The organism is Leptolyngbya sp. FACHB-1624 (genome assembly GCF_047649235.1).
Lineage (GTDB): Bacteria > Cyanobacteriota > Cyanobacteriia > Leptolyngbyales > Leptolyngbyaceae > Leptolyngbya > Leptolyngbya boryana.
Genome location: NZ_CP180258.1, coordinates 3,162,687 through 3,183,407 on the forward strand (window position 1 = coordinate 3,162,687; position 20,721 = coordinate 3,183,407).

Consider the following 20,721-nt stretch of genomic DNA (forward strand, 5'->3'; position numbering starts at 1 on the left):
GTATGGAGATCGCTTTTCTAGAGGGTCGATCTCCCTCTTTAATTTTTTCCATCGACGATCGCAGTCTATTCCCTGACAAAGCACTATAAGACCCAACTGTTGAGTTTTCAGCGAGAGTTGGGCACGTTCAAAAAAGCAATTTTATCGAAATCTATTAAAGATAAAATTGTTAACGTATGCCAACGATGAAGTTTTGCTCTGTATTGAGAGAATTCCTGTTGAAATACAGACTCTCGCTGTAGACTGGATTTCGGCATCGTTTTGATTGTATTCGTGTTCTTTGTTTCAGCGGTGGCGCGATCGATATGACAAATGACCTAGATCTGATCAAACTTCTCAGCCCTAGTGCAATGGATCAGATTATGTTGTATCTGGCGTTTAGCGCAATGCGAACGGGCGGTCATCGTCATGGCGCATTCCTAGACGCAGCCGCAACAGCTGCCAAGTGCGCGATTTACATGACTTACTTGGAGCAAGATGGCAACATCCGGATGACGGGTCATCTGCACCACATCGAACCCAAACGAGTAAAGGCGATCGTGGAAGAAGTCAGACAAGCTCTTACCGAAGGCAAACTCTTGAAAATGCTAGGGTCACAAGAACCTCGGTATTTGATTCAGTTACCCTACGTCTGGATGGAGCAATACCCCTGGCAACCGGGACGCTCACGCGTTCCTGGAACCAGTTTGACTTCTGAAGAAAAGCGCCAAATCGAACAGAAATTGCCCAACAATCTGCCCGATGCCCAACTGATCAACTCCTTTCAGTTTTTAGAACTCATCGAGTTTCTGAATACGCGATCGCAAGAAGATCTTCCACCTGAGCAGCGAATGCCTCTGAGTGAAGCACTGGCAGAGCACATCAAGCGCCGCCTGCTTTACTCTGGAACCGTCACTCGCATCGAGTCGCCTTGGGGAATGCCTTTCTATGCGCTCACCCGAGCATCTTATTCACCTGAAGACCAAGAAGAACGCGCTTATGTCATGATTGAAGACACAGCGCGATTTTTTCGCTTGATGCAAGACTGGGCAAAGCGCGAAGATCAAGTCATGCGAGTCTTAGAAGAATTGGATATTCCAGACGATCGAGTGAGAGATGCGATCGCAGAACTGGACGAAATATTACGCAACTGGGCCGATCGGTATCATCAAGAAGGTGGAAAACCATTTGTCGTGCAGATGGTATTTGGTTCAACCGAAACGTAAGCAGTTTAGACTATTACGCAATTTAAACTTTTGCAACTGTCTGAAAGATAGCGTCAACTCCCCAGAGTAAACTAGGCAATGATTCTAGGATGAAGCGGTCTAGTATCGTCGAAGCTTAGAACTACAGATGATGCCAAATCATAAGCACTAATCTGGAGCCTTCCATAATATGTCTCATACGGTCAAAATTTACGACACCTGCATTGGGTGTACACAGTGCGTTCGTGCTTGTCCTACGGACGTTCTAGAAATGGTTCCCTGGGATGGGTGCCGTGCGGGTCAAATCGCATCGTCACCGAGAACAGAGGACTGTGTTGGCTGCAAACGTTGCGAAACGGCTTGCCCGACGGACTTCCTCAGCATTCGGGTTTACTTGGGTGCTGAAACGACTCGCAGTATGGGTCTGGCTTACTAAGTTTGTCTTATTAAGCAAAACTTCATACAGCAATCATTTTTCATTTATGTGGGTTCAAAGTTATGGGGGCAAATTGCCCTCATTTTTTTGTTTTCAATCGAAGCAGATTAGCCTTTGCAGGCTTCTAATCCCTCTCAACTCTAATCGCGACTTCAAGCACCCAACAAGATTATAGAAGCTGTTGAAAAAGTATCTATTGATTGTTCTCTCGGATCGAATTGGGTTCGTACAAAATAATGCGATTGCCGTCAGGATCATAGGCATAGGCTTCGCGTCCATGAGACACCGTACGAATCTCACTGATAAACGCATCAATGCGATCGAGTAAAGCGATCGCCTCTTCCAACTTTTCAATCTGCACACACAAACTTACGGCTGGAAATAAGGTAATCGGCGCTTTCTCTGGCGATTCCTCAACCGTTGGGCGATAAATGCCGAGCCGGATACCAAATGCTTCAAATTCTGCATATTTTTCAGGCGTGAAAATCTGCGGCTCTTGCTGAAAAAGTTGCTGATAAAAGTTGACAGACCGATCGAATTGCACGGCTGCGATCGTAACCCACGCTTTTTGGATGCGCATAAAAATCCCCTTCCAGACATAAATTCATTTTGGAACAAAACGTTAGATTGAGAGGGAACAGTATTGAGGAAACTGCGATGACCGCTACACTCTCTGCGCCTCAGTCGGTAACATCTTGGCTAGGAGATGAAGGAGAAGATTTACTCACCTATCAAGCCAAAGTTTCTAAGGATTTATTGCATTTGCCGGGTCCCGATTTTCTCGATCGCGTTTTTGTTCAAAGCGATCGCTCTCCCCAAGTGCTTCGGAGTTTGCGCCAGCTTTATTCATTTGGAAGGTTAGCAAATACAGGTTATATTTCGATTTTGCCTGTTGATCAAGGAATTGAACATTCAGCCGGAGCTTCGTTTGCCCCGAATCCGATTTACTTTGATAGTGAAAATATTATCAAACTCGCGATCGAAGGGGGATGTAATGCAGTTGCAACAACGCTTGGCGTACTCGGCAGCGTTTCACGGAAATATGCGCACAAAATCCCCTTCATTCTCAAGCTCAATCACAATGAGCTACTCACCGTTCCCAATCAGTACGACCAAATCATGTTTGCATCTGTTGAACAGGCTTGGAACTTGGGAGCGGTTGCAGTTGGGGCAACGATTTACTTTGGGTCTGAAAATTCAACTCGACAGATTCAAGAAGTGAGTCAAGCGTTTGCGTTAGCGCATGAATATGGCATGGCAACAATTCTTTGGTGCTATCTGCGCAACAGTGCATTTAAGCAGGATAAAGACTATCATCTCGCAGCAGATTTGACTGGACAGGCGAATCATTTGGGAGTCACGATCGAAGCTGACATCATTAAGCAAAAACTGCCAGAAATCAACGGCGGCTATGCTGCAGTTGCGAAAGCGACCGGGGAAAGTTATGGCAAAACTGATCCAAAAGTGTATAGCGAACTGACGACAGATCACCCGATCGATTTAACGCGCTATCAGGTGCTCAATTGCTATGCAGGTCGAGCAGGATTAATTAATTCGGGCGGTGCTTCAGGTAAAAATGATTTTGCAGAAGCGATTCGGACTGCTGTGATTAACAAGCGAGCAGGCGGAACTGGATTGATCTCTGGACGCAAGACATTCCAACGCCCCTTTGACGAAGGCGTGAAACTGTTCCATGCGATTCAAGATGTTTATCTCTCGCCTGAAATTACGATCGCTTAAATCAAGATTGGTCAATCCATCGCTGCAAGATCGGATTGACCAGTTCCGGCGCTTCATCTTGGGGACAGTGCCCAACATTTGGAAGTTCGATAAATTCTTTCACCTGGGGATATTCTGCGAATTTGCGGGCTAACTTGAGCGGTTCCCAAGGGTCTTTCTCACCCCACAGCACGATCGCGCGACACGGCAATTGCGGAAACAGATCTTCAGGCAAAGGCCCTGTGGAATATCCGGTAAACGCAACGAAAACAGCGGCTGCACCTTCATCGCTCGCTGCACCAAGCAAAAGCTCAACTAATTCATCAGTCACAGCTTCCGATCGCGCATAAGCCTTGAGCAAAATATTTCTGACCGCTTTTGGCTTGGCAACTTGCTTGAAAAACCATTCTCCGAAGGCTTGATTTTTCAGAACTTTCTGTAAAATTGGCGCTCCAATTCGTTTTACCCAGGGTTGGGTTGCTCGATATCGTTCATGTAAAAGCCGTAGTGAACAGTTGAGCAACGCTAGCGATCGCGCAATTTCGGGATGATCGACTGCAGCCTGCATGACCACAATACAGCCGATGGAATTCCCGACTAAAACTGCAGGCTCTCCAACAATTTCACGACAGAAATCAGCAATCTGGTTGCCCCAAGTTTCAAAGGTATATTCGATTTCTTCAAGGGGTTTAGGTTTTGCAGATTTGCCGAACCCAATCAAGTCGATCGCATAAACGCGACAGTTTTTTGCAAGCTCGGGAATGTTCTTGCGCCAGTGAAAAAAAGAAGCCCCAAATCCATGCACTAAAACAACAGGCGTTCCCTCAGTTCCTTGAGTTTGATAGGCAATTTCAAATCCTTGCCAGTTCCAGGTTTTGTATTCGATCGCAACTGTCGGAGCCGTCACCATTTTCCCTGTTCCCAAAATGCCTCTTTACAAACTGTAACGATTTTTTGGACATTCGGGGTCGCCAAATTTCTGCAAATGTCGGATTTTGCAGAAAGCTGGTCTATAACTAAGAGGGCAAAACGTCTCAGTTGTTACACTCCAAAGCACTATGGACAGTCCACTTATCGGCAAATATGCACCCGACTTTGAACTCCCCGGTACAGATGGAGCGATTCATCATTTAGCCCGTTACCTTGAACAGCACCAGGCGATCGTGGTGGTGATCATGTGCAATCACTGCCCGTATGTGAAACTGTATCTCGATCGGCTCAAACAACTTCAAACTGAGCTTAAACCTCAAGGTGTAACCTTGATCGGCATCAATCCCAACGATTCGGATCAATTTCCCGAAGATAGCTACGAAAAGATGCAATCCTTTGCAACAGCGCATCAACTTAATTTTTTGTATCTGCGGGATATGAATCAAGATGTCGCTCATGCCTTCAAAGCTGTAAAAACTCCGCAGGTGTATCTGCTCAACAAGCAAGGCATTGTCTGCTACGCAGGCGCGATCGATGATAATGCTCAAACCCCTGAAGCGGTTCAGCATCAATATTTGAAAAATGCGATCGCATCACTGCTCAACCATCAACCCATTTCACCCACTTCAACTGATCCCGTCGGATGCTCTGTGAAATGGCGCAATTAATCGATCAAGCTTGTCCATACTGAGGGCAAACGATCGAGGTTAAGCAGCATGGATCTGAGTGTTGTGATCTGTACTTACAACGGTGCAGGACGAATTGGACAAGTTTTAGACGGAGTGCGATCGCAAGTTCAAACAGAGTCGATTACTTGGGAAGTTCTAGTCATTGATAACAACAGTCAAGATCACACAAAACAGGTGGTCGAAGCTTATCCAGAAGTACGCTATGTGTTTGAGGCGAAGCAAGGCACGGCTTTTGCGCGATCGAGAGCGGTCAAAGAAGCACAAGGACAATGGATCGCTTTTATTGATGACGATACAGTACCTGATGAAAACTGGGTTGCGCAGGCTTATCAATTCACTCAGACACATCCAGAGATTGGTGCATTTGGGGGACAGATTCATCCAGAGTACGAAGTTGAGCCACCCAGTGGAATTGGAAAAATTGCGCCTTATTTAGCGATCGTAGAACGCGGGTCGAAGCCACATCGATACGATCGAGTTTTACCTCCTGGAGCAGGATTAGTGGTGCGGCGGCAAGTTTGGCTCGATCATATGCCCGAGAAATTGGTCTTAGTCGGACGAACAACAGCAACAATGCTGGCAAGTGAAGATATTGAAGCCATTTTGCACATTCAGAATTCAGGACATGAAATCTGGTACAACCCCGAAATGCACCTTTATCATCAGATCCCCAAATGGCGAACTGAGAAATCGTACTTATTGAAGTTAATTAAAGGCGTAGGACTGGCTCGGCATCAGATTCGCATGACTCGCTGGCAGGCTTGGCAACGTCCATTGATCACGCCGATTTATTTGCTGAATGATTTGAGAAAGCTGATGACTCATTGGGTAAAATTCGGGCGATCGCAGAATTTAGAAGTCGTTTGTGAACAGCAATTGTTACTTAGTAGTTTGGTCAGTCCATTCTATTTGAGACGCTTGAACTTAAAAGAATGAAACTCTTAATCCAACATACACATCGCCCCGATGAGATTGCAGGCGTTGTCACTTATATTGATGCGATCGTACCCGGTCTAAATGCTAACGGGGTAGAAACAAAAGTGCTGTCAACCCAGACAGAATCGATTATCTCCTGGATTTCAGAGATTTTTTGGGCAGATGTTGTGCATATGAATTCTAATCACTTAGGATTTGCATTACTCTGTAAGTTATTGGGTAAAAAAATCGTTATTAAATATCATTATTTATTCTATATTTCCACTCATTTTCATTACGAAAAAATGACTTTTTGGCAACGATTCAAGTTTGAACTGATTCAGACTTTGCCGAAGTCAAATTATCCCCTGAAATGGAAGTTGCATACTTTTGTAAAATGGGCAAGATTAGCAACTCGTTTGGGGACAGCGCTTTTAAGCGATCGACATGCTGCCTGTAGCCAGTTTTTAGCAGAATCCCATAGTTTTCCTTGGAAAGTTGAGGCGTTAAATTATCCGATCGCGTCTGCATCAGACAAGAAAACACTGACAGATCTCGACCAGCCTTACACATTTACGTATGTCGGTCGCCTCAGTCCTGATAAAGGCGTTGATCTCTTGCTCAGAGCCACCAAGCTGATCGAAGCTGAGAATTTCAAAGTCAACATTATTGGCAGTGGTCAGGATTTAGAGCGATTGACAGAATTGGTCAAAGAGTTGCAAATTCAAGATCGGGTTGAATTCTTAGGTCGTCGCTCTGGCAAAGAAGTGTTAGAAATTGTGCGATCGTCGTTGGCATTAATTGCGCCTTCTCGCTGGCAAGAACCCGCTGGATATGTAGCCCTAGAAGCTTCGAGTGTACGGACTTGCTCGATCGTTGCAAGAGTCGGAGGTTTACCCGAAATGGCAGGAGCGTCAAATTTGCTCTTCGAGCGTGAAGATTACAAGACTTTAGCTCAGCATATGCAGACTTGTTTAGACAATCCCAGCCAAGCTTTAGAGCGAGGCGAGCTAGCGCATCAATATATTTCTGAACAATTTACTTCCGAGAAAGCTGTACGAGAATTGCTTGAATTGTGTCGTTAGCCCAAGTTAAATTCCTTCACCGCAGGCAAGAAGTTCGCATTTTCGTGACTTGAGCGACTTAATTTAATCAAAACAAAGCGCTGAATCGGAGTCAGTTCTGCCCATTGGGATTGAGCGATCGTAACTCCTACGTCTTGAGCTTTCTGCGTCACACTCTCAGGGATTGTATTGGCGTCATTCCACTGTGGATTCGGATCGAGTGCTAAATCGGTCGCAGTTTCTCCAGTACGCTGTTCAACGAGCTGATGCAAGAGATCGTGATAGGTGCGAATCTCAGACTCAGAACTGCATGGAGTCTCGATCGTTTGATAGCGATCGGCTTCAGTAAACTTATTCCACTGATGTAATTTCAATTTGACTCCGCATGTATCCAACTTGAAGCGCACAATCATCGGAATGCAGCGCAACGAATCGACAAAATCAGTTTCAAACTGAAAGAAAAAACTCATGAAATTTGCCTTTAGTGATTACTTTTCGGAGCAACATTTCGCACAATCCAATAACTAATAGATAGCGCAAAAATTGCTGTAGCCAAAGCAATGAGATCAAGCCCAGCCGTTTTCTCTAAATCGAGAATGATAATTTTTCGAGCGACTGCGATTAAGGAAGTGACAATTACTAACTCTACTTGAATCACATGTTTTTTCAGGTAAGCAGTAATGTTTTCTAAAATCTCAAACGCAATCAAAACGTTTAGAAATAGACCAAATGTTGTGAATAAAATTTTTCCTGATTCTTCGCTTGGAAAAGGCGAAGAAAGTTTAATAAACAAGAAAGTTCCTAATTGAAAGACTGCTAGAAAAATCACCAGCAGCATCATAATCGAGAGGATCTTCGAGACCCATGTCTCGACACGCCCCAGAAGTCCGAGAAAATTGTCATCTTTCATGAATTCTCGCACCGATTTCAACAGGGGATGCCGCATAAATACTTACCGTCTCTACTGTTGTGAGCATACCGAAGGCAGGGATCGGAGTAAAGAGAAGAGTAAGTTTCCGAACATGAGGGATTCTATCAGGAGCAATTGAGCAAAGTCTATAGTTACCGAATCGTACTTTTCTCAATACCAGCAAAGTACGGAGGATTTTATAAAATTCGGCTACCAGACGCTAGCTCGAATAAAAATATGCGATCGAGATCAAATCGCAACGGTAAGCGATCGCCGACTTTCACATCCAATCTTGGAGCAGCTTGCAGATTCAACGCTCGTCCTTCCAGCATGACTCGCAGTAGAATCTCACGTCCTAAAGGCTCAATTACGCTAACAGTACCGAAACAATGCGGGTTTTCCGCATCGATCGCAATATGTTCCGGGCGAATTCCCAAATCGTATTGACCTGGCGCTACCTTCAGTGAAGCAGGAATGGCGTGATTGCCGATGCGAAACTCTGCTCCCGTGAACGTCACAGGAATGAGATTCATCGGAGGACTTCCCAGAAAAGTTGCAACCATGCGATTGACAGGTCGATCGTAAATTTGCTGCGGTGTCCCAATCTGCTGAATTCTTCCTCGATCAAGCACGACAATCTGATCGGCAAGCGTCATTGCTTCTACTTGGTCGTGTGTGACGTAAATTGTAGTGATTCCGACTTGCTGATGTAACTGTTTTAATTCGGTTCGAGTTCCGTCTCGCAACTGGGCATCAAGGTTTGAAAGCGGCTCATCTAAGAGAAAGACTTGGGGTTGACGGGCGATCGCGCGACCGAGTGCGACGCGTTGCTGCTGTCCACCGGATAATTGTCTTGGTTTGCGATCGAGGAGATGGCTAATTTCTAAAATTCTGGCAACCGTTTCGACTCGAGCTTGAATTGTGGATGCCTCCACCTGACGCATCTTCAGCCCAAACGCAATATTTTCTGCCACGCTCATATGAGGGTAAAGCGCGTAATTTTGAAACACCATTGAGACATCTCGTTGACGTGCTGGGACTTGATTCACCAAGCGATCGCCAATGTACAAATTTCCTGAAGTCGCGGTTTCCAACCCTGCGATCGTTCTTAAAATCGTCGATTTCCCACAGCCAGACGGCCCAACCAGCACCCAAAATTCACCATCGGGAATCTTAAAACTGATGTCTTCGATCGCGGCGGATTTGCTAAAGCGGCGAGTAATCCCGTCAAGCTGTACAGTTGCCATAGGAAATATCTATCTTTGATAGTAAAACTTACGTAAAGCTTGAAGTGCCCAGTCTATCTTAAGGGACATTATTTTAATACCATTGTAAATTAATGTTGTTTAGTAGACTTCAGTTTAAGGATTTTGGTGAATCAGAGTTCCAGTTTAAATTCGTTACAGGTTCTGATTGTGGAAGATGAAGCGGTAACGCGGACAGCGTTGACGGTTCTTCTAGAATATCAGGGCGGAATCGTCACGGCTGTCGGCTCCGTACAAGAGGGAATTCAAGCTATCAAATCCGGCTTAGAGCCAGAGGTGTTGGTCAGTAATATTCGTCTTCCAGATGGCAATGGAGCCAGAGTCTTAGAGGCAATTCGCAGGCAGTATGTCGATCGCCCTAGAGTCGCGATCGCATTGACGGGCGAAGAGATCGAAGCGATTCGAGTCGATCCAGAGTCAGCAGGATTTCAGGTGTATTTGTCTAAGCCATATGATTCGAGAATTTTATTGAGTACGATCGCCCGATTGATGCGGTAAAGTTGCGACTGAGCGGTTTTCTTAGAAGTTATGTCGCAATACATTCTCAAGCGGCTTTTGGGGCTAATCCCGGTGCTATGGGGGATTACGCTGGCAGTGTTTCTATTGTTGCGGTTCATTCCGGGTAATCCCGCAGTTGTCTTAGCGGGAGAACGCGCAACTCCTGAACAGATTGCAGCTTTAACGACTCAACTTGGGCTAGATCAACCCTTATTCTTGCAATATTTTACCTTTGTCGGAAATTTGTTGCAGTTGAAATTTGGCACTAGCATTTTGACTGGGATTCCAGTCTTAGACGAGATTCGGACAAGATGGGCAGCGACTTTTGAATTGTCGATCGCAGCAATGTTGATCGCGATCGTGATCGGCATTCCAGCGGGAATCATCGCAGCGGTTCAGAAAAATCGCTGGCAGGATCAATTGACGATCGCGGGATCGCTAATCGGCGTTTCCCTTCCAGTCTATTGGTTAGGATTGCTGCTGATTTATTTTTTCTCAGTCACATTGCGATGGTTGCCGCCGGCTGGCAGGATCAGCGTTGGCATTGATTTTCAACCGATAACAGGTTTTTATGTTCTCGATGCGATCTGGCAACTCAATCCGGCGGCGTTCATTGATGTAATCACGCACTTGATTCTGCCTGCATTGACATTAGGTACGATTCCACTAGCGATCGTGGCAAGGATTACTCGCAGTGCCATGCTCGAAGTGTTGAATCAAGACTACATTCGCACCGCAAAAGCCAAAGGATTACCCGATCGCTTAGTCATTTGGCGACATGCGCTGAAAAATGCGCTCTTACCAATCAACACAACGATCGGGCTGCAATTTGGAACGCTATTAAGCGGCGCAATTTTGACCGAGACGATCTTCTCTTGGTCAGGAATTGGCTCGTGGATTTACGAGGGAATTTTGGCGCGAGATTATCCCGTCGTACAGGGTGGCGTTGTGTTTATTGCGATCGTATTTGTATTGATCAATTTACTGGTGGATTTGTCTTACGCGATCGTCGATCCGAGGGTGCGGTATGAATGATTTGAGATCGGTACGGCGATTCTGGCAATCCATGTCGGGCAGAATTGGACTGGGTTTGACCGTGTTTCTCTTTGCGATCGCGCTGCTTGCTCCGATTTTGCGTCCTTATCGTCCGAGCAGAAATTTCCAAGACCGATTGCTCCCTCCAAGCCTGACGCATCTTTTTGGAACCGATGGACTGGGGCGCGACCTCCTGACTGGTGTTTGGTATGGCATTCAAACCTCATTGCTGATCAGTCTCGTCTCCGTTGGAATTGGTGCTCTGATTGGTTTAACTTTGGGTATCTTGGCAGGTTATTTTCGCGGTTGGATTGATGCAGTTCTAAGCTGGATGACCGATATTTTGTTGGCATTTCCATCGATTTTGTTCGCGATCGCGATCGTAACTGTCACCGTTAATCCAAGTCTTCAAACTGTGATATTTGCGGTTGGAGTGGTGCAAATTCCGACATATATTCGGCTCACTCGCAGCGTCGTTCTGTCGTTGAGAGAGCAGGAATTCGTGCAGGCAGCGAAAGCATTAGGAGTAACAACGCCACAGATTATTTTGCGACACATTTTGCCCGGCAGTTTAGCGCCGATGATCGTGCAAGCTTCTTTGTCGTTAGGAACCGCAACTTTAGAAGCAGCAGGACTAGGATTTTTAGGATTGGGCGCGCCACCGCCGACCCCAGAACTGGGCACGATGTTGGCGGATGCATTTCGAGATGGCTATTTACGGACTGCTCCTTGGACAACCATTTTTCCAGGGATCGCGATTACCCTGATCGTGTTAGCGTTTAATTTACTTGGAGATGGATTACGCGACGGATTTGATCCCCGATCAAGATAATTTGCAGTTTATGGAAGACATTAACGTTCTACTAGAAGCGCTCAAAGATCCCAACGAAGATGTGCGAGCAGATGCAACTCAGGCATTATGGCAGATTTGGTTTGCTCAAAAGGGTGTGACTGGACTGCAAACGCTCCAACGCGCCCAAGTGCTGCTGGAATCGGGGCAGGCACTTGAGGCAGAAACTATTTTGAGTGAATTAATCGAACATCAGCCCGATTTTGCTGAGGCGTGGAATCGCCGTGCTGTATTGTATTTCGTGCAGCAGCAATATCGAAAAGCGATCGCCGATTGCGAAAAAGCGATCGAACTCAATCCCATTCATTTTGGAGCGCTGCATGGGTTGGGACTCTGTTACGCTGCGATCGGAGATTATCGAGATGCCATTGCCGCATTTCGGCAAGCTTTGGAAATTCAGCCTTACGCGATCGAGAATCAGCGCCTAATTTTGGAATGTACCGCCAAATTAAGCTAAGAACACTTCTAAATCTGTCACAAGGAGTAACTCAGATTAGAAGAAGTATGCCAATATAGAGTCGTGTGAGGAGTAAGTTACAAAATCGCAAAAGCCCTTGAAGTCGAAACACGGCCAGACGTTCAAGGGCTTTTGTTTGTCTTGATTCAGAATTTTAGATTTTTCGTCAAGCTTCTTTTGATTTGCGACTGCGGTAAGTGCGGCGGCGAACCAAAAACTCAGGAATATCAATTTTGAGATCTTGATGGAACGGATTCGATCGCGCTGTAGATTTCAAATCCGGTGGGGCAGAAGTATCGATCGTTGCTAGTAGTTCAACAATTTCAGTTGGAAGGTCTTGATCGCCTAGCAGTTGTTTGAGTGCGATCGCTTTATCCTGCAAGACCTGAAAGCGCGTTTTCCAATGTTGAACTGCCGTTTCGTACTCGCTTGCCTGTTGGGCTTGGCTAAGAATTTGTTCCTGCATTTCGGCAGCTTGACTCTCTAGTTCTGTCATTCGGCTCTGGCTTTGTTCGCGATCGGCTTCCAGTTCTTGACAGACCTGCTGCATCAGCGCTTGCGTCGTCATCTGCCGAGCAATTCGCCCTTCGAGCGTTTCAACTTGAGTTTCTAATTCCGTAATCCGAATCTGTGCAGATTGTTTCTGCTCCTCCAAATCTTGAATCTGCTGGCGGCGCAGTTGCAAATCAGCCTGCAGTACTTGAATTTGTTGCCCCAGTGCAGAAGGTTCGCCTACATCACTTTGAATTTGCGTTTTCAACGCATCCAATTCTGCCGCATCTAACAGAATTTGATAATCTCGCTCTCGTTGCTGTGCCTGTTGGACTTTGGCTTCAAGTTCTGCTTTTTGTTGGGCAAATTGCAGCTTGAGATGGTGAATTGCCTGTTGTTGAACATTGGCGATTTCTTCAGTCGAAGCCAATTGACGTTCCAGAAATCGTTGATCGACAATCTGCGATCGCAAGTCACTCAAACTTGCGATCGACTGATCCAACGCCAGTTCTAAATCCCGAATGCGACGCTGTTGAGTTTGAACTTGATCTTGAAGCTGCAATAATTCTGGCGTGACCGAACTGGGAGGAGAATCCTCTGGGATCAAACTAAGTTGCTCTGGGCACTCCGACACGGATCGCTCCTCCCAAATCCTTGCCTATTTATTATAGTTTCAGATTCTCGGTTCCTCAGGTAATTTTGCTACTTCGGGGGGATCAACACGATTCAGTGACCAACGATATTCGATCGGAATATTTTTGCGTTCTAACTCACCTTCAAAATGCTTTTGTTGGGATAAGGCTTTCCGCAGAGCAATAATTAATTGCTGCACCTGCTCTCGCTGACCCGATCCCACGGCAAACATGGTTTGACGCTCTAACAGTTGCAGCAGCAACTCATAATGAATATGAGATGGAAGAGGTATCGGTTCCATGAATTAAAGTGACGAAGGGACAATAAGAAAAGAGCGACATTCTTCTGACTCTAAACGGTTAAGCTCACAGAACTCAAGAGATCACTCTAAAGAATTAACCTGCGAGCAGTCTAGCGCCAAATCACTCAATCTTGAATTAGCTGTGCAAGAGCTTGTCCCGGATCGGGCTGTTTGACTAACGATTCCCCGATCAAAACGGCTGAAGCGCCAGCTTGCCCGACTCTCGCTAAGTCTTCAGCCGTGTAAAGCCCTGACTCGCTGACTACTGTAATGTTTCTTGCAGATAAAGTCGTCAGACGTGCTTGCAAAATGTCTTCTGTCGTTTTCAAATCGACTGAAAAGTCTTTGAGGTTGCGATTATTAATTCCAATCAGCGTAGCTCCATCAAGATTGAGAACGCGATCGAGTTCGGCTAAGGTATGCACCTCAATTAGAGCGGTCATACCGAGCGCTTTCACAATTTTGAGAAAATATTGCAAATCTTGATCTGACAGCACTGCTGCAATCAGTAAAACCGCATCTGCACCATGCAGCCTTGCCCACTGCATTTGATAGGGATAAATGATGAAATCCTTGCACAAGAGTGGGATATCAACGACTTCGCGGATTTGAGCGAGATATTGGAAGCTGCCCTGGAAAAACTTAGTGTCGGTGAGGACAGACAGACAGGATGCGCCGCCGGATTGATAGGATTTTGCGATCGCAACCGGATCGAAATCTTCACGGATAACGCCTTTGCTTGGAGAAGCTTTTTTTACTTCGGCGATCACCGCAGGTTTCTTGGGGTTGTTTCTTAAAGCCGCGAGAAAGTCTTTCGGAGCGGGGGCATCTTTGAGTTTGCGTTGCAGTTCGCTGAGGGGCAGCTTTTCCCGAAGTTGATCAACTTCAGTTTCCTTATGCCAAATGATTTCTTCAAGAATGTTGGCAGGTTCGCTGTTGGGTGTTTTGATTTGATAGCGCAGTTCTTCAACAGCGATAGATGGGTTCGGGGGACGACGACGAATTTCCATAGCGTGGGTTCAGGTTAGGAAAGGATTGGATCAAATTGAGAATTTTCTGAAGAGCCTCCTAAATCCCCAATTTGAAGAACTTTGAGAAGAAAGATTTCCCGAATTTCAAGAAGTTTTCAATCAAAGTTCCCCAATGTTGAGCATCTAGGAGGCTAAAACTGACTGGAATAAAGCCACAATCAATGTGCGGCTGCCCGCTTGTACGCCTCATCCAGAATTTCTGACAACGTTGGATGGGTATGTACCAAGAATGCCAACGTATTGACCGATTCGCGTTTTGCGATCGCATTCGCCGCTTCCTGAATCAAATCAGCCGCATGTAGACCAATAATGTGAACCCCTAACAGTTCACCGTTATCCTTACGGAACACGATTTTGGCAATTCCTTCAGCTTCACCCTCAGCCAACGCTTTCGCATTGCCCTTAAAGTAGGTTCTTGCCACTGCGACTTCAAATCCTTCCGCTTTCGCAAGGTCTTTTGCCTGCGGTTCAGTTAATCCGACAAAGCTAATTTCTGGATGCGTAAAGGCTGCCGCCGGAATCGATCGATAATCGATCTCTCGGGTTCGACCGCACATATTTTCGATGGCAATGATTCCTTGAGCAGAAGCCGCGTGAGCCAGCATCATTTTCCCAGTCGCATCCCCAATCGCCCATAAATGCGGCACAGGCTTGCCGTCTGACAAAACTTGCATCTTGTCATTCACCGGAATAAACCCGCGATTGAGTTCCACTCCAACTGATTCTAAGCCCATGTCGTTCGCGGCAGGCACTCGCCCGGCTGCAACCAAGCAAGCATCGACTTCGAGCACATCGACGAGTTCTTTCGTTTTTGCGTCAATTAGCTCGATCGTCACTGGCGATCCAGGTGTGACTTTCGCGGCAAACACTCCAACTTTCGGTTCCACATCGCGGGGAGTAATCAAAATCCGCTGCGCTAACTTGGCAATATCTGGATCAAATCCTGGCATCAATTGATCCAGACCTTCGATCATCGTGACTTCACAACCGAGTGCCGTATAAACATCAGAGAATTCTAATCCGATGTACCCACTTCCCACGATCGCAATCCAAGGCGGCAATGATTCCAACTTAATCGCATCATCGCTGGTAAAAACAGTTTTGCCGTCCACCTGCACTCCGGGCGGTACAAATGGAATTGACCCCGGAGCCAGAATAATATTCTCCGCCGTAATCGTTTTCTCACCTTCTGGGGTGGAGACAATCAATTTTTGCGCACCTGCGACTTTGGCATGACCTTGAATCACATCGACATTCAGACGTTTCAGACTCCCAATTAAGCCTTCACGCTGTTTATTGACCAAATTCTGAGCATGTTGCGCGATCGCAGCCCGGTCAAAGGAAACATCTCCCACATCAACGCCTAATGCCTTGAGATGGTCTGTCTGCTGCAATTCTCTCACTCGTCCTGATGCGGCAAGCAGTGCTTTAGAGGGAATGCAGCCGCGATTCACACAAGTCCCGCCCATATCTGCTGCTTCCACGATCGCAGTTTTCAGACCACAATCAACGGCATGAAGCGCCGCTCCATGACCACCCACGCCCGCGCCTACAATCACTAAATCATAATCGTGAGCCACAGTTCCCTCCCGTTCTTAATGCCTATTTATTCTCAACCGTGAAGCGCCCATTCGACAATACGATTTTTCTAAAATGGCATCCCTCGATTCCGAACTGGGCATCCTGATTCAAGCGGAGCCACCGTGGAAATTGGAGTATTCCCGTTGAAGCTCAAGTTCGAGTTTCAACCCGTTTAGGAGTCAAGATATGGATCATCAACAGCGAGAATTACGTCGTGCTGCGGCTCAAGCGTTTGCAGAATCGCTCAATAAGCTGGAGCAAACAATTTGGTCGCCTGAAGATGAGCCAACCCCTGCAAGCTGCCCAATCGATTTAGAACAAGCCGTAGCAGAAATCGAGCAACTTATTCAAGCTCAAGAAGCGACTTCCGAAAAAAAGCTGCCTCCCGAGTAGAAAGACAGCTTTCTCCATTTAGGTAATGTAGCAGCTTGGCGCTTTCAACTTTTGAAGATCGCGCCCCTTACTCAGAAAGACAGCAATGTATCGGGAGTTCTTCCCGAATCTTACTCTTCTACTTCGGTTGCAATTTCGGTTGTGATTTCGGTTGCGATTTCCTCGGCTGCGATTTCAGCTTCAATCTCATCCTCAATCATTCCCCCTTCTTCAGAGGTAGCAGGCACTAGAGCAACGGCTGCGATCGCATCATCTTCATCCAATCGCTGTACACGTACCCCTGTCGCTGCCCGCGACTGAGATGAAATCGCATCCACAGATTGCCGAATGATAATGCCGCGATTTGTGATCAGCATCATTTCATCGCCTTCGTTCACAATATGCAGGGCAGATAAGGTATCTCCAGGCTTACGGAATTTCGTTGCCACAATTCCCATGCCTGCTCGATTTTGCAGTCGGAACTGTTTCACGGGAACCCGCTTACCATAGCCTCCTGTTGTAATCACAAGTGCCCAAGGTCCGGATTGAGGCGGCAATTCTGCATTCTCATCGACTCCCGTTTCTTCATCCTCATCGGCAGCCCCTTCCGCCTGAGCTTGTGCGACATCTGCGACAATCTGCCCTGGCAAGATTGCCATACCGACTAGGCTGTCACCATTTCTGAGCGACATTGCCCGAACGCCACGAGTCGCTCGTCCCAAAGGTCGAAGCTGCTCATGATTAACTCGAAAGTGAATCGATCTACCTTGACTCGATCCAATGATGATACTGTCATCGACTCGCGACAACCGCACCCATCGTAGTTGATCGCCTTCTTCCAAAGAAATCGCAATCAACCCATTCGTCCGAATGTTGCTAAACGCTGAAAGGGCAGTTTTCTTGATGTAACCTTTGTTGGTCAACATCACCAGATACTCGTCGTCTGAAAACTCTGAGACCGAAATGACAGAGGTAATTTTCTCTTCGTGTGGAACGGTGAGCAGTTGAACGATCGGAGTCCCACGCGAAGTTCTCGACCCAAGGGGAATTTGATAGGCTTTCAGCGCGTATACGACTCCACGATCGCTAAAGAACAACACACTATCGTGGTCACAACAGCTAATGAAGTGTTCAACCGCATCGTCTTCCTTCATCTTCGCCCCGGATTTCCCGCGGGTTGCCCGGCTCTGTGCTTCAAAAGTACTGATCGGCATCCGCTTAATGTAGCCTTGCTCGGTGACGAGAACGATCGATTTCTCGTTCGCGATGAGATCAATATCTCCCAATTCATCTTCTGATTGCTCGATCACCGTTCGCCGTGGCGTTGCATGCGTTGCTTTAAGCTGCGTTACCTCAGTCGTAATGATTTCTAAAATCCGCTCGCGTCTTGCCAAGATATCTAACAAGTCTCGAATTTGAGCTTGCAAGTCTTCATGTTCTTGCTCGATCTTTTCCGCTTCTAACGCAGTCAAGCGTCGCAATTGCATTTGCAGAATGGCATCCGCTTGCGATTCAGAGAGCGAATACGTCTCAATCAATTGCTGCTTCGCAGTAGCAGTATCCGCTGCACTCCGAATCAGAGCAATAATGCCATCCAGATTCGACAAGGCAATTAACAACCCTTGCAAGAGATGATCGCGTTCTTCTGCCTTGCGAAGTTGATACTGAGTCCGACGAGTAATCGCCTCAACCCGGAACTCTAAGAACACCGTCAAAAACTGCTTCAAGGTCAACAGCTGTGGCTCGCCGTTAACGAGCGCCAGCATATTTGCCCCAAAATTGGCTTGAATCGGAGTCTGCTTATAAAGATTGTTCAGGACAACACGCGGATAAGCGTCTCGCCGCAGTTCAATCACAATCCGCATACCATCACGATCGCTCTCGTCACGGACATCAGAAATGCCTTCAATCTTGCGATCGTTGACCAATTCTGCAATTCGCTCAATCAGCGCTGCTTTATTGGTTTGATACGGCAATGCGGTAATGATGATTGCGTCTTTATCGGGTCGTCCCCGTTGCTCGATTGTTTCGATCGCAGCAACACCGCGCATTGTGATTGATCCACGTCCTGTCGTATAAGCTTCACGAATTCCAGTGCGTCCTAAAATCTGCGCTCCCGTCGGAAAATCAGGCCCTGGAATGTACTGCATCAAATCCAAATCCGTCAAATCTGGATTCTCAATCAATGCCACCAACCCATCAATCAATTCCCCTAAATTATGAGGCGGAATGTTGGTTGCCATCCCAACAGCAATCCCGGCTGAACCATTCAAAAGCAGTTGCGGGATTCGTGAAGGGAGAACCGTTGGCTCTTGAACAGAACCATCAAAGTTATCTGCAAAGTCAACCGTTTCCGATTCGATATCTTGCAGCAGCGAATAGGCTGTCAAAGAGGTCAAACGACATTCGGTATATCGCATTGCCGCAGGTGGATCGTTATCGATCGAACCAAAGTTGCCATGCCCATCGATCAGAGGCGATCGCATCGAAAAGTCCTGCGCCATCCGCACTAACGCATCGTAAACCGCTGTATCACCGTGCGGATGATATTTACCCAACACTTCCCCGACGACACGGGCGCATTTTCTGAACGGTCGATCGTGGGTCAGCCCCAATTCGTGCATTGCGTAGAGAATGCGACGATGCACAGGTTTCAGCCCATCTCGTGCATCGGGTAGCGCTCGCCCCACAATCACGCTCATCGCGTATTCCAGGTAAGACCGCTGCATTTCGTTGCGTAAATCGGTTGGAATAATCCGATCTTGAGGCGGTTCCTGGGAGAATGTCATACGGAGACTCCGAAATACTTTTGTACTACTTTATGAGCGAAAAAAGATGCCTAGAAAGTATACCTGCTTCGCCTCATATTGGGACAATTTTAGCACAAATTCATAAATGGGATCAGGGCTGAAATTCCCATGAAATCTAGGGTTTCCGCAGTTTATTTTAATATCGCTTCTAATGCCTGTTTTACCGTTGGATAAGCATACTCGAAGCCGGATTCCAGGGTACGCTTCGGCAAGACTTGCTGTCCTTCGAGAACCACGATCGCGCCATCCCCCAACATTGCTTCGAGTGCAAATCCCGGCACAGGCAACCAAGACGGACGATTCATCACCTGCCCTAATGTGTTTGTCAATTCCGCCATTTTCACAGGAGTTGGAGCCGTTGCATTGTAAACGCCTTCCATACCTGAAGTGAGTGCCCGAATGATCAAGCTCACCAAATCTTCCCGATGAATCCAAGAGAACCATTGTTTTCCTGAGCCAATCGGTCCACCTGCAAACATTTTGAACGGAGCCAACATTTTTCCAAGCGCCCCGCCATTTTCTAAAACAATCCCAATTCGGAGAATGACGAGCCTCGTTCCGCTCTCTTTCACTTTGTTTGCTTCTGCTTCCCAAGCCCGACAAACTTCAGCTAAGAAATCCTGCCCTGATGCACTATTTTCATCAAAGCTAGCTGTTTCGCTCGTGCCATAGAAACCGATCGCTGAAGCATTCACAAGCACTGAAGGTTTTGGATTAGCTTGTGCGATCGCATTTACCACATTCTGTGTGGTCAAGGTTCGACTTTCGAGCAATGTTTTTTTCAATTCAGGAGTCCAGCGATTTTCAGCGATCGGCTCTCCCGCCAAATTCACAACACCATCACATCCTGCAATCTTAGACTGCCAATCTCCTGCTTCCTTCGGACTGTAAGCCACAATTTCCAGATTCTCAGACTTTGGCAACACTCGTTCAGCACTACTTCCATTTCGAGTAAATGCCACCACTTGATGATTCTCCGCCAACAATCTTTCTACCAACCGACTTCCAACAAATCCGGTTGATCCTGTCACTGCAACTTTCATAGCTATTCAAGGCGAAACGTCCATCTGCCAGTATATCGGAGGGAAAGTGATCGTACTTTAAGTCTTACTCAATCTAACTCCAGCAGCTTCAACTCAAGCCTTTGTACCTGAAGAAACGATGTCTTTGGCAACCAGCGATCGCATCTTCAATCAAGCGATGAGTCAAGTATATGGCTGCTCTCTTTCCTGATCATCTGTAATAGTTTAATTCTCCTGTTTCCCATACATGCATGGAAATAAGCAAAAACATACAAAGAGAGCTTCCCAAAACTCGTCTTAGGAAGCTCTCTTTGTCCTTCTAATGATACCCTGGCGGTTAGCTATTTTGACAGGAGGCTACCCTCCAACTATCGTCGCCGCAAATGCGTTTCACCACTCAGTTCGGGATGGATGAGTGTGGGTCCACATCGCCATCACCACCAGGAAACTCGTTGAGTCTGGCTCAAATTCACCAGAACCCAGAAGGCTGCATAGTTTTTGATGTCAGTTTTGAATGTAGAAATCTC

22 protein-coding genes and 1 rRNA gene are annotated in these 20,721 nt (G+C 46.7%); 11 read left to right on the plus strand and 12 right to left on the minus strand.

Annotated features, from left to right (window positions below):
• Positions 1–305: 305 nt before the first annotated feature.
• Together hetR and psaC are read left to right on the plus strand one after the other, a co-directional pair.
• On the plus strand, positions 306–1,205 hold the full coding sequence (hetR, locus tag ACMUEV_RS14810; protein WP_017288360.1) for a heterocyst differentiation master regulator HetR: 900 nt from the start codon (positions 306–308) through the stop codon (positions 1,203–1,205).
• Between the two features lie 169 nt (positions 1,206–1,374).
• Positions 1,375–1,620, plus strand: a complete 246-nt coding sequence (psaC, locus tag ACMUEV_RS14815) for a photosystem I iron-sulfur center protein PsaC (protein WP_009458117.1) — start codon at positions 1,375–1,377, stop codon at positions 1,618–1,620.
• A gap of 193 nt (positions 1,621–1,813) precedes the next feature.
• Here psaC and ACMUEV_RS14820 read toward each other — a convergent pair whose 3' ends face one another.
• Complete coding sequence (locus tag ACMUEV_RS14820) at positions 1,814–2,200, minus strand: hypothetical protein (RefSeq protein WP_190653178.1); 387 nt, start codon at positions 2,198–2,200, stop codon at positions 1,814–1,816.
• 77 nt (positions 2,201–2,277) lie between these two features.
• Between ACMUEV_RS14820 and ACMUEV_RS14825 the strand changes: the two genes are divergently transcribed.
• Complete coding sequence (locus ACMUEV_RS14825; protein WP_190653179.1) at positions 2,278–3,360, plus strand: class I fructose-bisphosphate aldolase; 1,083 nt, start codon at positions 2,278–2,280, stop codon at positions 3,358–3,360.
• Between the two features lies 1 nt (position 3,361).
• On the opposite strand, the gene ACMUEV_RS14830 is transcribed toward ACMUEV_RS14825, so the two are convergent.
• Positions 3,362–4,249 (minus strand): alpha/beta fold hydrolase, encoded by an 888-nt coding sequence (locus tag ACMUEV_RS14830; RefSeq protein ID WP_190653180.1) that lies wholly within the window; start codon positions 4,247–4,249, stop codon positions 3,362–3,364.
• Positions 4,250–4,397: 148 nt separating this feature from the next.
• Between ACMUEV_RS14830 and ACMUEV_RS14835 the strand changes: the two genes are divergently transcribed.
• Genes ACMUEV_RS14835 through ACMUEV_RS14845 form a run of 3 tightly spaced genes read left to right on the plus strand, consistent with a single transcriptional unit; the run spans position 4,398 to position 6,958 of the window.
• The gene (locus ACMUEV_RS14835; RefSeq protein WP_190653181.1) at positions 4,398–4,937 is read left to right on the plus strand and encodes a thioredoxin family protein; all 540 of its coding nucleotides are present in this window, start codon (positions 4,398–4,400) and stop codon (positions 4,935–4,937) included.
• Positions 4,938–4,985: 48 nt separating this feature from the next.
• A complete protein-coding gene (gene hpsE / locus ACMUEV_RS14840; protein WP_190653182.1) occupies positions 4,986–5,894 on the plus strand; it encodes a hormogonium polysaccharide biosynthesis glycosyltransferase HpsE in 909 nt (302 codons plus the stop codon).
• Positions 5,891–6,958: a glycosyltransferase family 4 protein gene (locus ACMUEV_RS14845; protein WP_190653183.1), complete on the plus strand. Its 1,068-nt coding sequence runs from the start codon at positions 5,891–5,893 to the stop codon at positions 6,956–6,958. The genes hpsE and ACMUEV_RS14845 overlap by 4 nt, the downstream gene beginning before the upstream one ends.
• Here the strand turns inward: ACMUEV_RS14845 and ACMUEV_RS14850 are convergent.
• The 3 genes from ACMUEV_RS14850 to ACMUEV_RS14860 form a co-directional block, all read right to left on the minus strand.
• Positions 6,955–7,407, minus strand: a complete 453-nt coding sequence (locus tag ACMUEV_RS14850; protein ID WP_190653184.1) for a nitrate reductase associated protein — start codon at positions 7,405–7,407, stop codon at positions 6,955–6,957. The genes ACMUEV_RS14845 and ACMUEV_RS14850 overlap by 4 nt on opposite strands.
• 11 nt (positions 7,408–7,418) lie before the next feature.
• A complete protein-coding gene (locus ACMUEV_RS14855; protein ID WP_036044615.1) occupies positions 7,419–7,883 on the minus strand; it encodes a phosphate-starvation-inducible PsiE family protein in 465 nt (154 codons plus the stop codon).
• 161 nt (positions 7,884–8,044) lie between these two features.
• Positions 8,045–9,094, minus strand: a complete 1,050-nt coding sequence (locus ACMUEV_RS14860) for an ABC transporter ATP-binding protein (RefSeq protein WP_190653185.1) — start codon at positions 9,092–9,094, stop codon at positions 8,045–8,047.
• 168 nt (positions 9,095–9,262) lie between these two features.
• Between ACMUEV_RS14860 and ACMUEV_RS14865 the strand changes: the two genes are divergently transcribed.
• The 4 genes from ACMUEV_RS14865 to ACMUEV_RS14880 are packed head-to-tail and all read left to right on the plus strand — an operon-like array spanning position 9,263 to position 11,952.
• Positions 9,263–9,610 (plus strand): response regulator, encoded by a 348-nt coding sequence (locus tag ACMUEV_RS14865; protein ID WP_172412516.1) that lies wholly within the window; start codon positions 9,263–9,265, stop codon positions 9,608–9,610.
• A 30-nt stretch (positions 9,611–9,640) separates the two neighbouring features.
• On the plus strand, positions 9,641–10,645 hold the full coding sequence (locus ACMUEV_RS14870; protein WP_190653186.1) for an ABC transporter permease: 1,005 nt from the start codon (positions 9,641–9,643) through the stop codon (positions 10,643–10,645).
• A complete protein-coding gene (locus tag ACMUEV_RS14875) occupies positions 10,638–11,477 on the plus strand; it encodes an ABC transporter permease (protein WP_190653187.1) in 840 nt (279 codons plus the stop codon). The genes ACMUEV_RS14870 and ACMUEV_RS14875 overlap by 8 nt, the downstream gene beginning before the upstream one ends.
• A complete protein-coding gene (locus ACMUEV_RS14880) occupies positions 11,440–11,952 on the plus strand; it encodes a tetratricopeptide repeat protein (protein WP_242044768.1) in 513 nt (170 codons plus the stop codon). The genes ACMUEV_RS14875 and ACMUEV_RS14880 overlap by 38 nt, the downstream gene beginning before the upstream one ends.
• 166 nt (positions 11,953–12,118) lie before the next feature.
• Here ACMUEV_RS14880 and ACMUEV_RS14885 read toward each other — a convergent pair whose 3' ends face one another.
• The 4 genes from ACMUEV_RS14885 to lpdA all read right to left on the minus strand — a co-directional run bounded on the left by ACMUEV_RS14885 (position 12,119) and on the right by lpdA (position 15,989).
• The gene (locus tag ACMUEV_RS14885) at positions 12,119–13,078 is read right to left on the minus strand and encodes a hypothetical protein (protein ID WP_017288345.1); all 960 of its coding nucleotides are present in this window, start codon (positions 13,076–13,078) and stop codon (positions 12,119–12,121) included.
• Between the two features lie 39 nt (positions 13,079–13,117).
• On the minus strand, positions 13,118–13,378 hold the full coding sequence (locus ACMUEV_RS14890) for a DUF5340 domain-containing protein (protein ID WP_017288344.1): 261 nt from the start codon (positions 13,376–13,378) through the stop codon (positions 13,118–13,120).
• 125 nt (positions 13,379–13,503) lie between these two features.
• Positions 13,504–14,388 (minus strand): indole-3-glycerol phosphate synthase TrpC, encoded by an 885-nt coding sequence (gene trpC / locus ACMUEV_RS14895; RefSeq protein ID WP_190653188.1) that lies wholly within the window; start codon positions 14,386–14,388, stop codon positions 13,504–13,506.
• Positions 14,389–14,567: 179 nt separating this feature from the next.
• On the minus strand, positions 14,568–15,989 hold the full coding sequence (gene lpdA, locus ACMUEV_RS14900) for a dihydrolipoyl dehydrogenase (RefSeq protein ID WP_190653189.1): 1,422 nt from the start codon (positions 15,987–15,989) through the stop codon (positions 14,568–14,570).
• Positions 15,990–16,176: 187 nt separating this feature from the next.
• Between lpdA and ACMUEV_RS14905 the strand changes: the two genes are divergently transcribed.
• Positions 16,177–16,383: a hypothetical protein gene (locus ACMUEV_RS14905; protein ID WP_017288341.1), complete on the plus strand. Its 207-nt coding sequence runs from the start codon at positions 16,177–16,179 to the stop codon at positions 16,381–16,383.
• Positions 16,384–16,493: 110 nt separating this feature from the next.
• On the opposite strand, the gene gyrA is transcribed toward ACMUEV_RS14905, so the two are convergent.
• From gyrA to rrf, 3 genes are all read right to left on the minus strand, one after another.
• A complete protein-coding gene (gyrA, locus tag ACMUEV_RS14910; RefSeq protein WP_190653190.1) occupies positions 16,494–19,151 on the minus strand; it encodes a DNA gyrase subunit A in 2,658 nt (885 codons plus the stop codon).
• Between the two features lie 152 nt (positions 19,152–19,303).
• Positions 19,304–20,215, minus strand: a complete 912-nt coding sequence (locus ACMUEV_RS14915; RefSeq protein ID WP_190653191.1) for a TIGR01777 family oxidoreductase — start codon at positions 20,213–20,215, stop codon at positions 19,304–19,306.
• Positions 20,216–20,522: 307 nt separating this feature from the next.
• Positions 20,523–20,639, minus strand: a 5S ribosomal RNA gene (gene rrf, locus ACMUEV_RS14920).
• Positions 20,640–20,721 lie beyond the last annotated feature (82 nt).

Coding starts and splice junctions, on each gene's coding strand:
- ACMUEV_RS14820 (WP_190653178.1), bottom strand. CDS start 2,200: ATGCGCATCCAAAAAGCGTGGGTTACGATCGCAGCCGTGCAATTCGAT.
- psaC (WP_009458117.1), top strand. CDS start 1,375: ATGTCTCATACGGTCAAAATTTACGACACCTGCATTGGGTGTACACAG.
- trpC (WP_190653188.1), bottom strand. CDS start 14,388: ATGGAAATTCGTCGTCGTCCCCCGAACCCATCTATCGCTGTTGAAGAA.
- ACMUEV_RS14915 (WP_190653191.1), bottom strand. CDS start 20,215: ATGAAAGTTGCAGTGACAGGATCAACCGGATTTGTTGGAAGTCGGTTG.
- ACMUEV_RS14850 (WP_190653184.1), bottom strand. CDS start 7,407: ATGAGTTTTTTCTTTCAGTTTGAAACTGATTTTGTCGATTCGTTGCGC.
- ACMUEV_RS14880 (WP_242044768.1), top strand. CDS start 11,440: ATGGATTACGCGACGGATTTGATCCCCGATCAAGATAATTTGCAGTTT.
- ACMUEV_RS14905 (WP_017288341.1), top strand. CDS start 16,177: ATGGATCATCAACAGCGAGAATTACGTCGTGCTGCGGCTCAAGCGTTT.
- ACMUEV_RS14845 (WP_190653183.1), top strand. CDS start 5,891: ATGAAACTCTTAATCCAACATACACATCGCCCCGATGAGATTGCAGGC.
- ACMUEV_RS14890 (WP_017288344.1), bottom strand. CDS start 13,378: ATGGAACCGATACCTCTTCCATCTCATATTCATTATGAGTTGCTGCTG.
- hetR (WP_017288360.1), top strand. CDS start 306: ATGACAAATGACCTAGATCTGATCAAACTTCTCAGCCCTAGTGCAATG.
- ACMUEV_RS14870 (WP_190653186.1), top strand. CDS start 9,641: ATGTCGCAATACATTCTCAAGCGGCTTTTGGGGCTAATCCCGGTGCTA.
- ACMUEV_RS14860 (WP_190653185.1), bottom strand. CDS start 9,094: ATGGCAACTGTACAGCTTGACGGGATTACTCGCCGCTTTAGCAAATCC.
- ACMUEV_RS14825 (WP_190653179.1), top strand. CDS start 2,278: ATGACCGCTACACTCTCTGCGCCTCAGTCGGTAACATCTTGGCTAGGA.
- ACMUEV_RS14875 (WP_190653187.1), top strand. CDS start 10,638: ATGAATGATTTGAGATCGGTACGGCGATTCTGGCAATCCATGTCGGGC.
- gyrA (WP_190653190.1), bottom strand. CDS start 19,151: ATGACATTCTCCCAGGAACCGCCTCAAGATCGGATTATTCCAACCGAT.
- hpsE (WP_190653182.1), top strand. CDS start 4,986: ATGGATCTGAGTGTTGTGATCTGTACTTACAACGGTGCAGGACGAATT.
- ACMUEV_RS14835 (WP_190653181.1), top strand. CDS start 4,398: ATGGACAGTCCACTTATCGGCAAATATGCACCCGACTTTGAACTCCCC.
- ACMUEV_RS14855 (WP_036044615.1), bottom strand. CDS start 7,883: ATGCGGCATCCCCTGTTGAAATCGGTGCGAGAATTCATGAAAGATGAC.
- ACMUEV_RS14830 (WP_190653180.1), bottom strand. CDS start 4,249: ATGGTGACGGCTCCGACAGTTGCGATCGAATACAAAACCTGGAACTGG.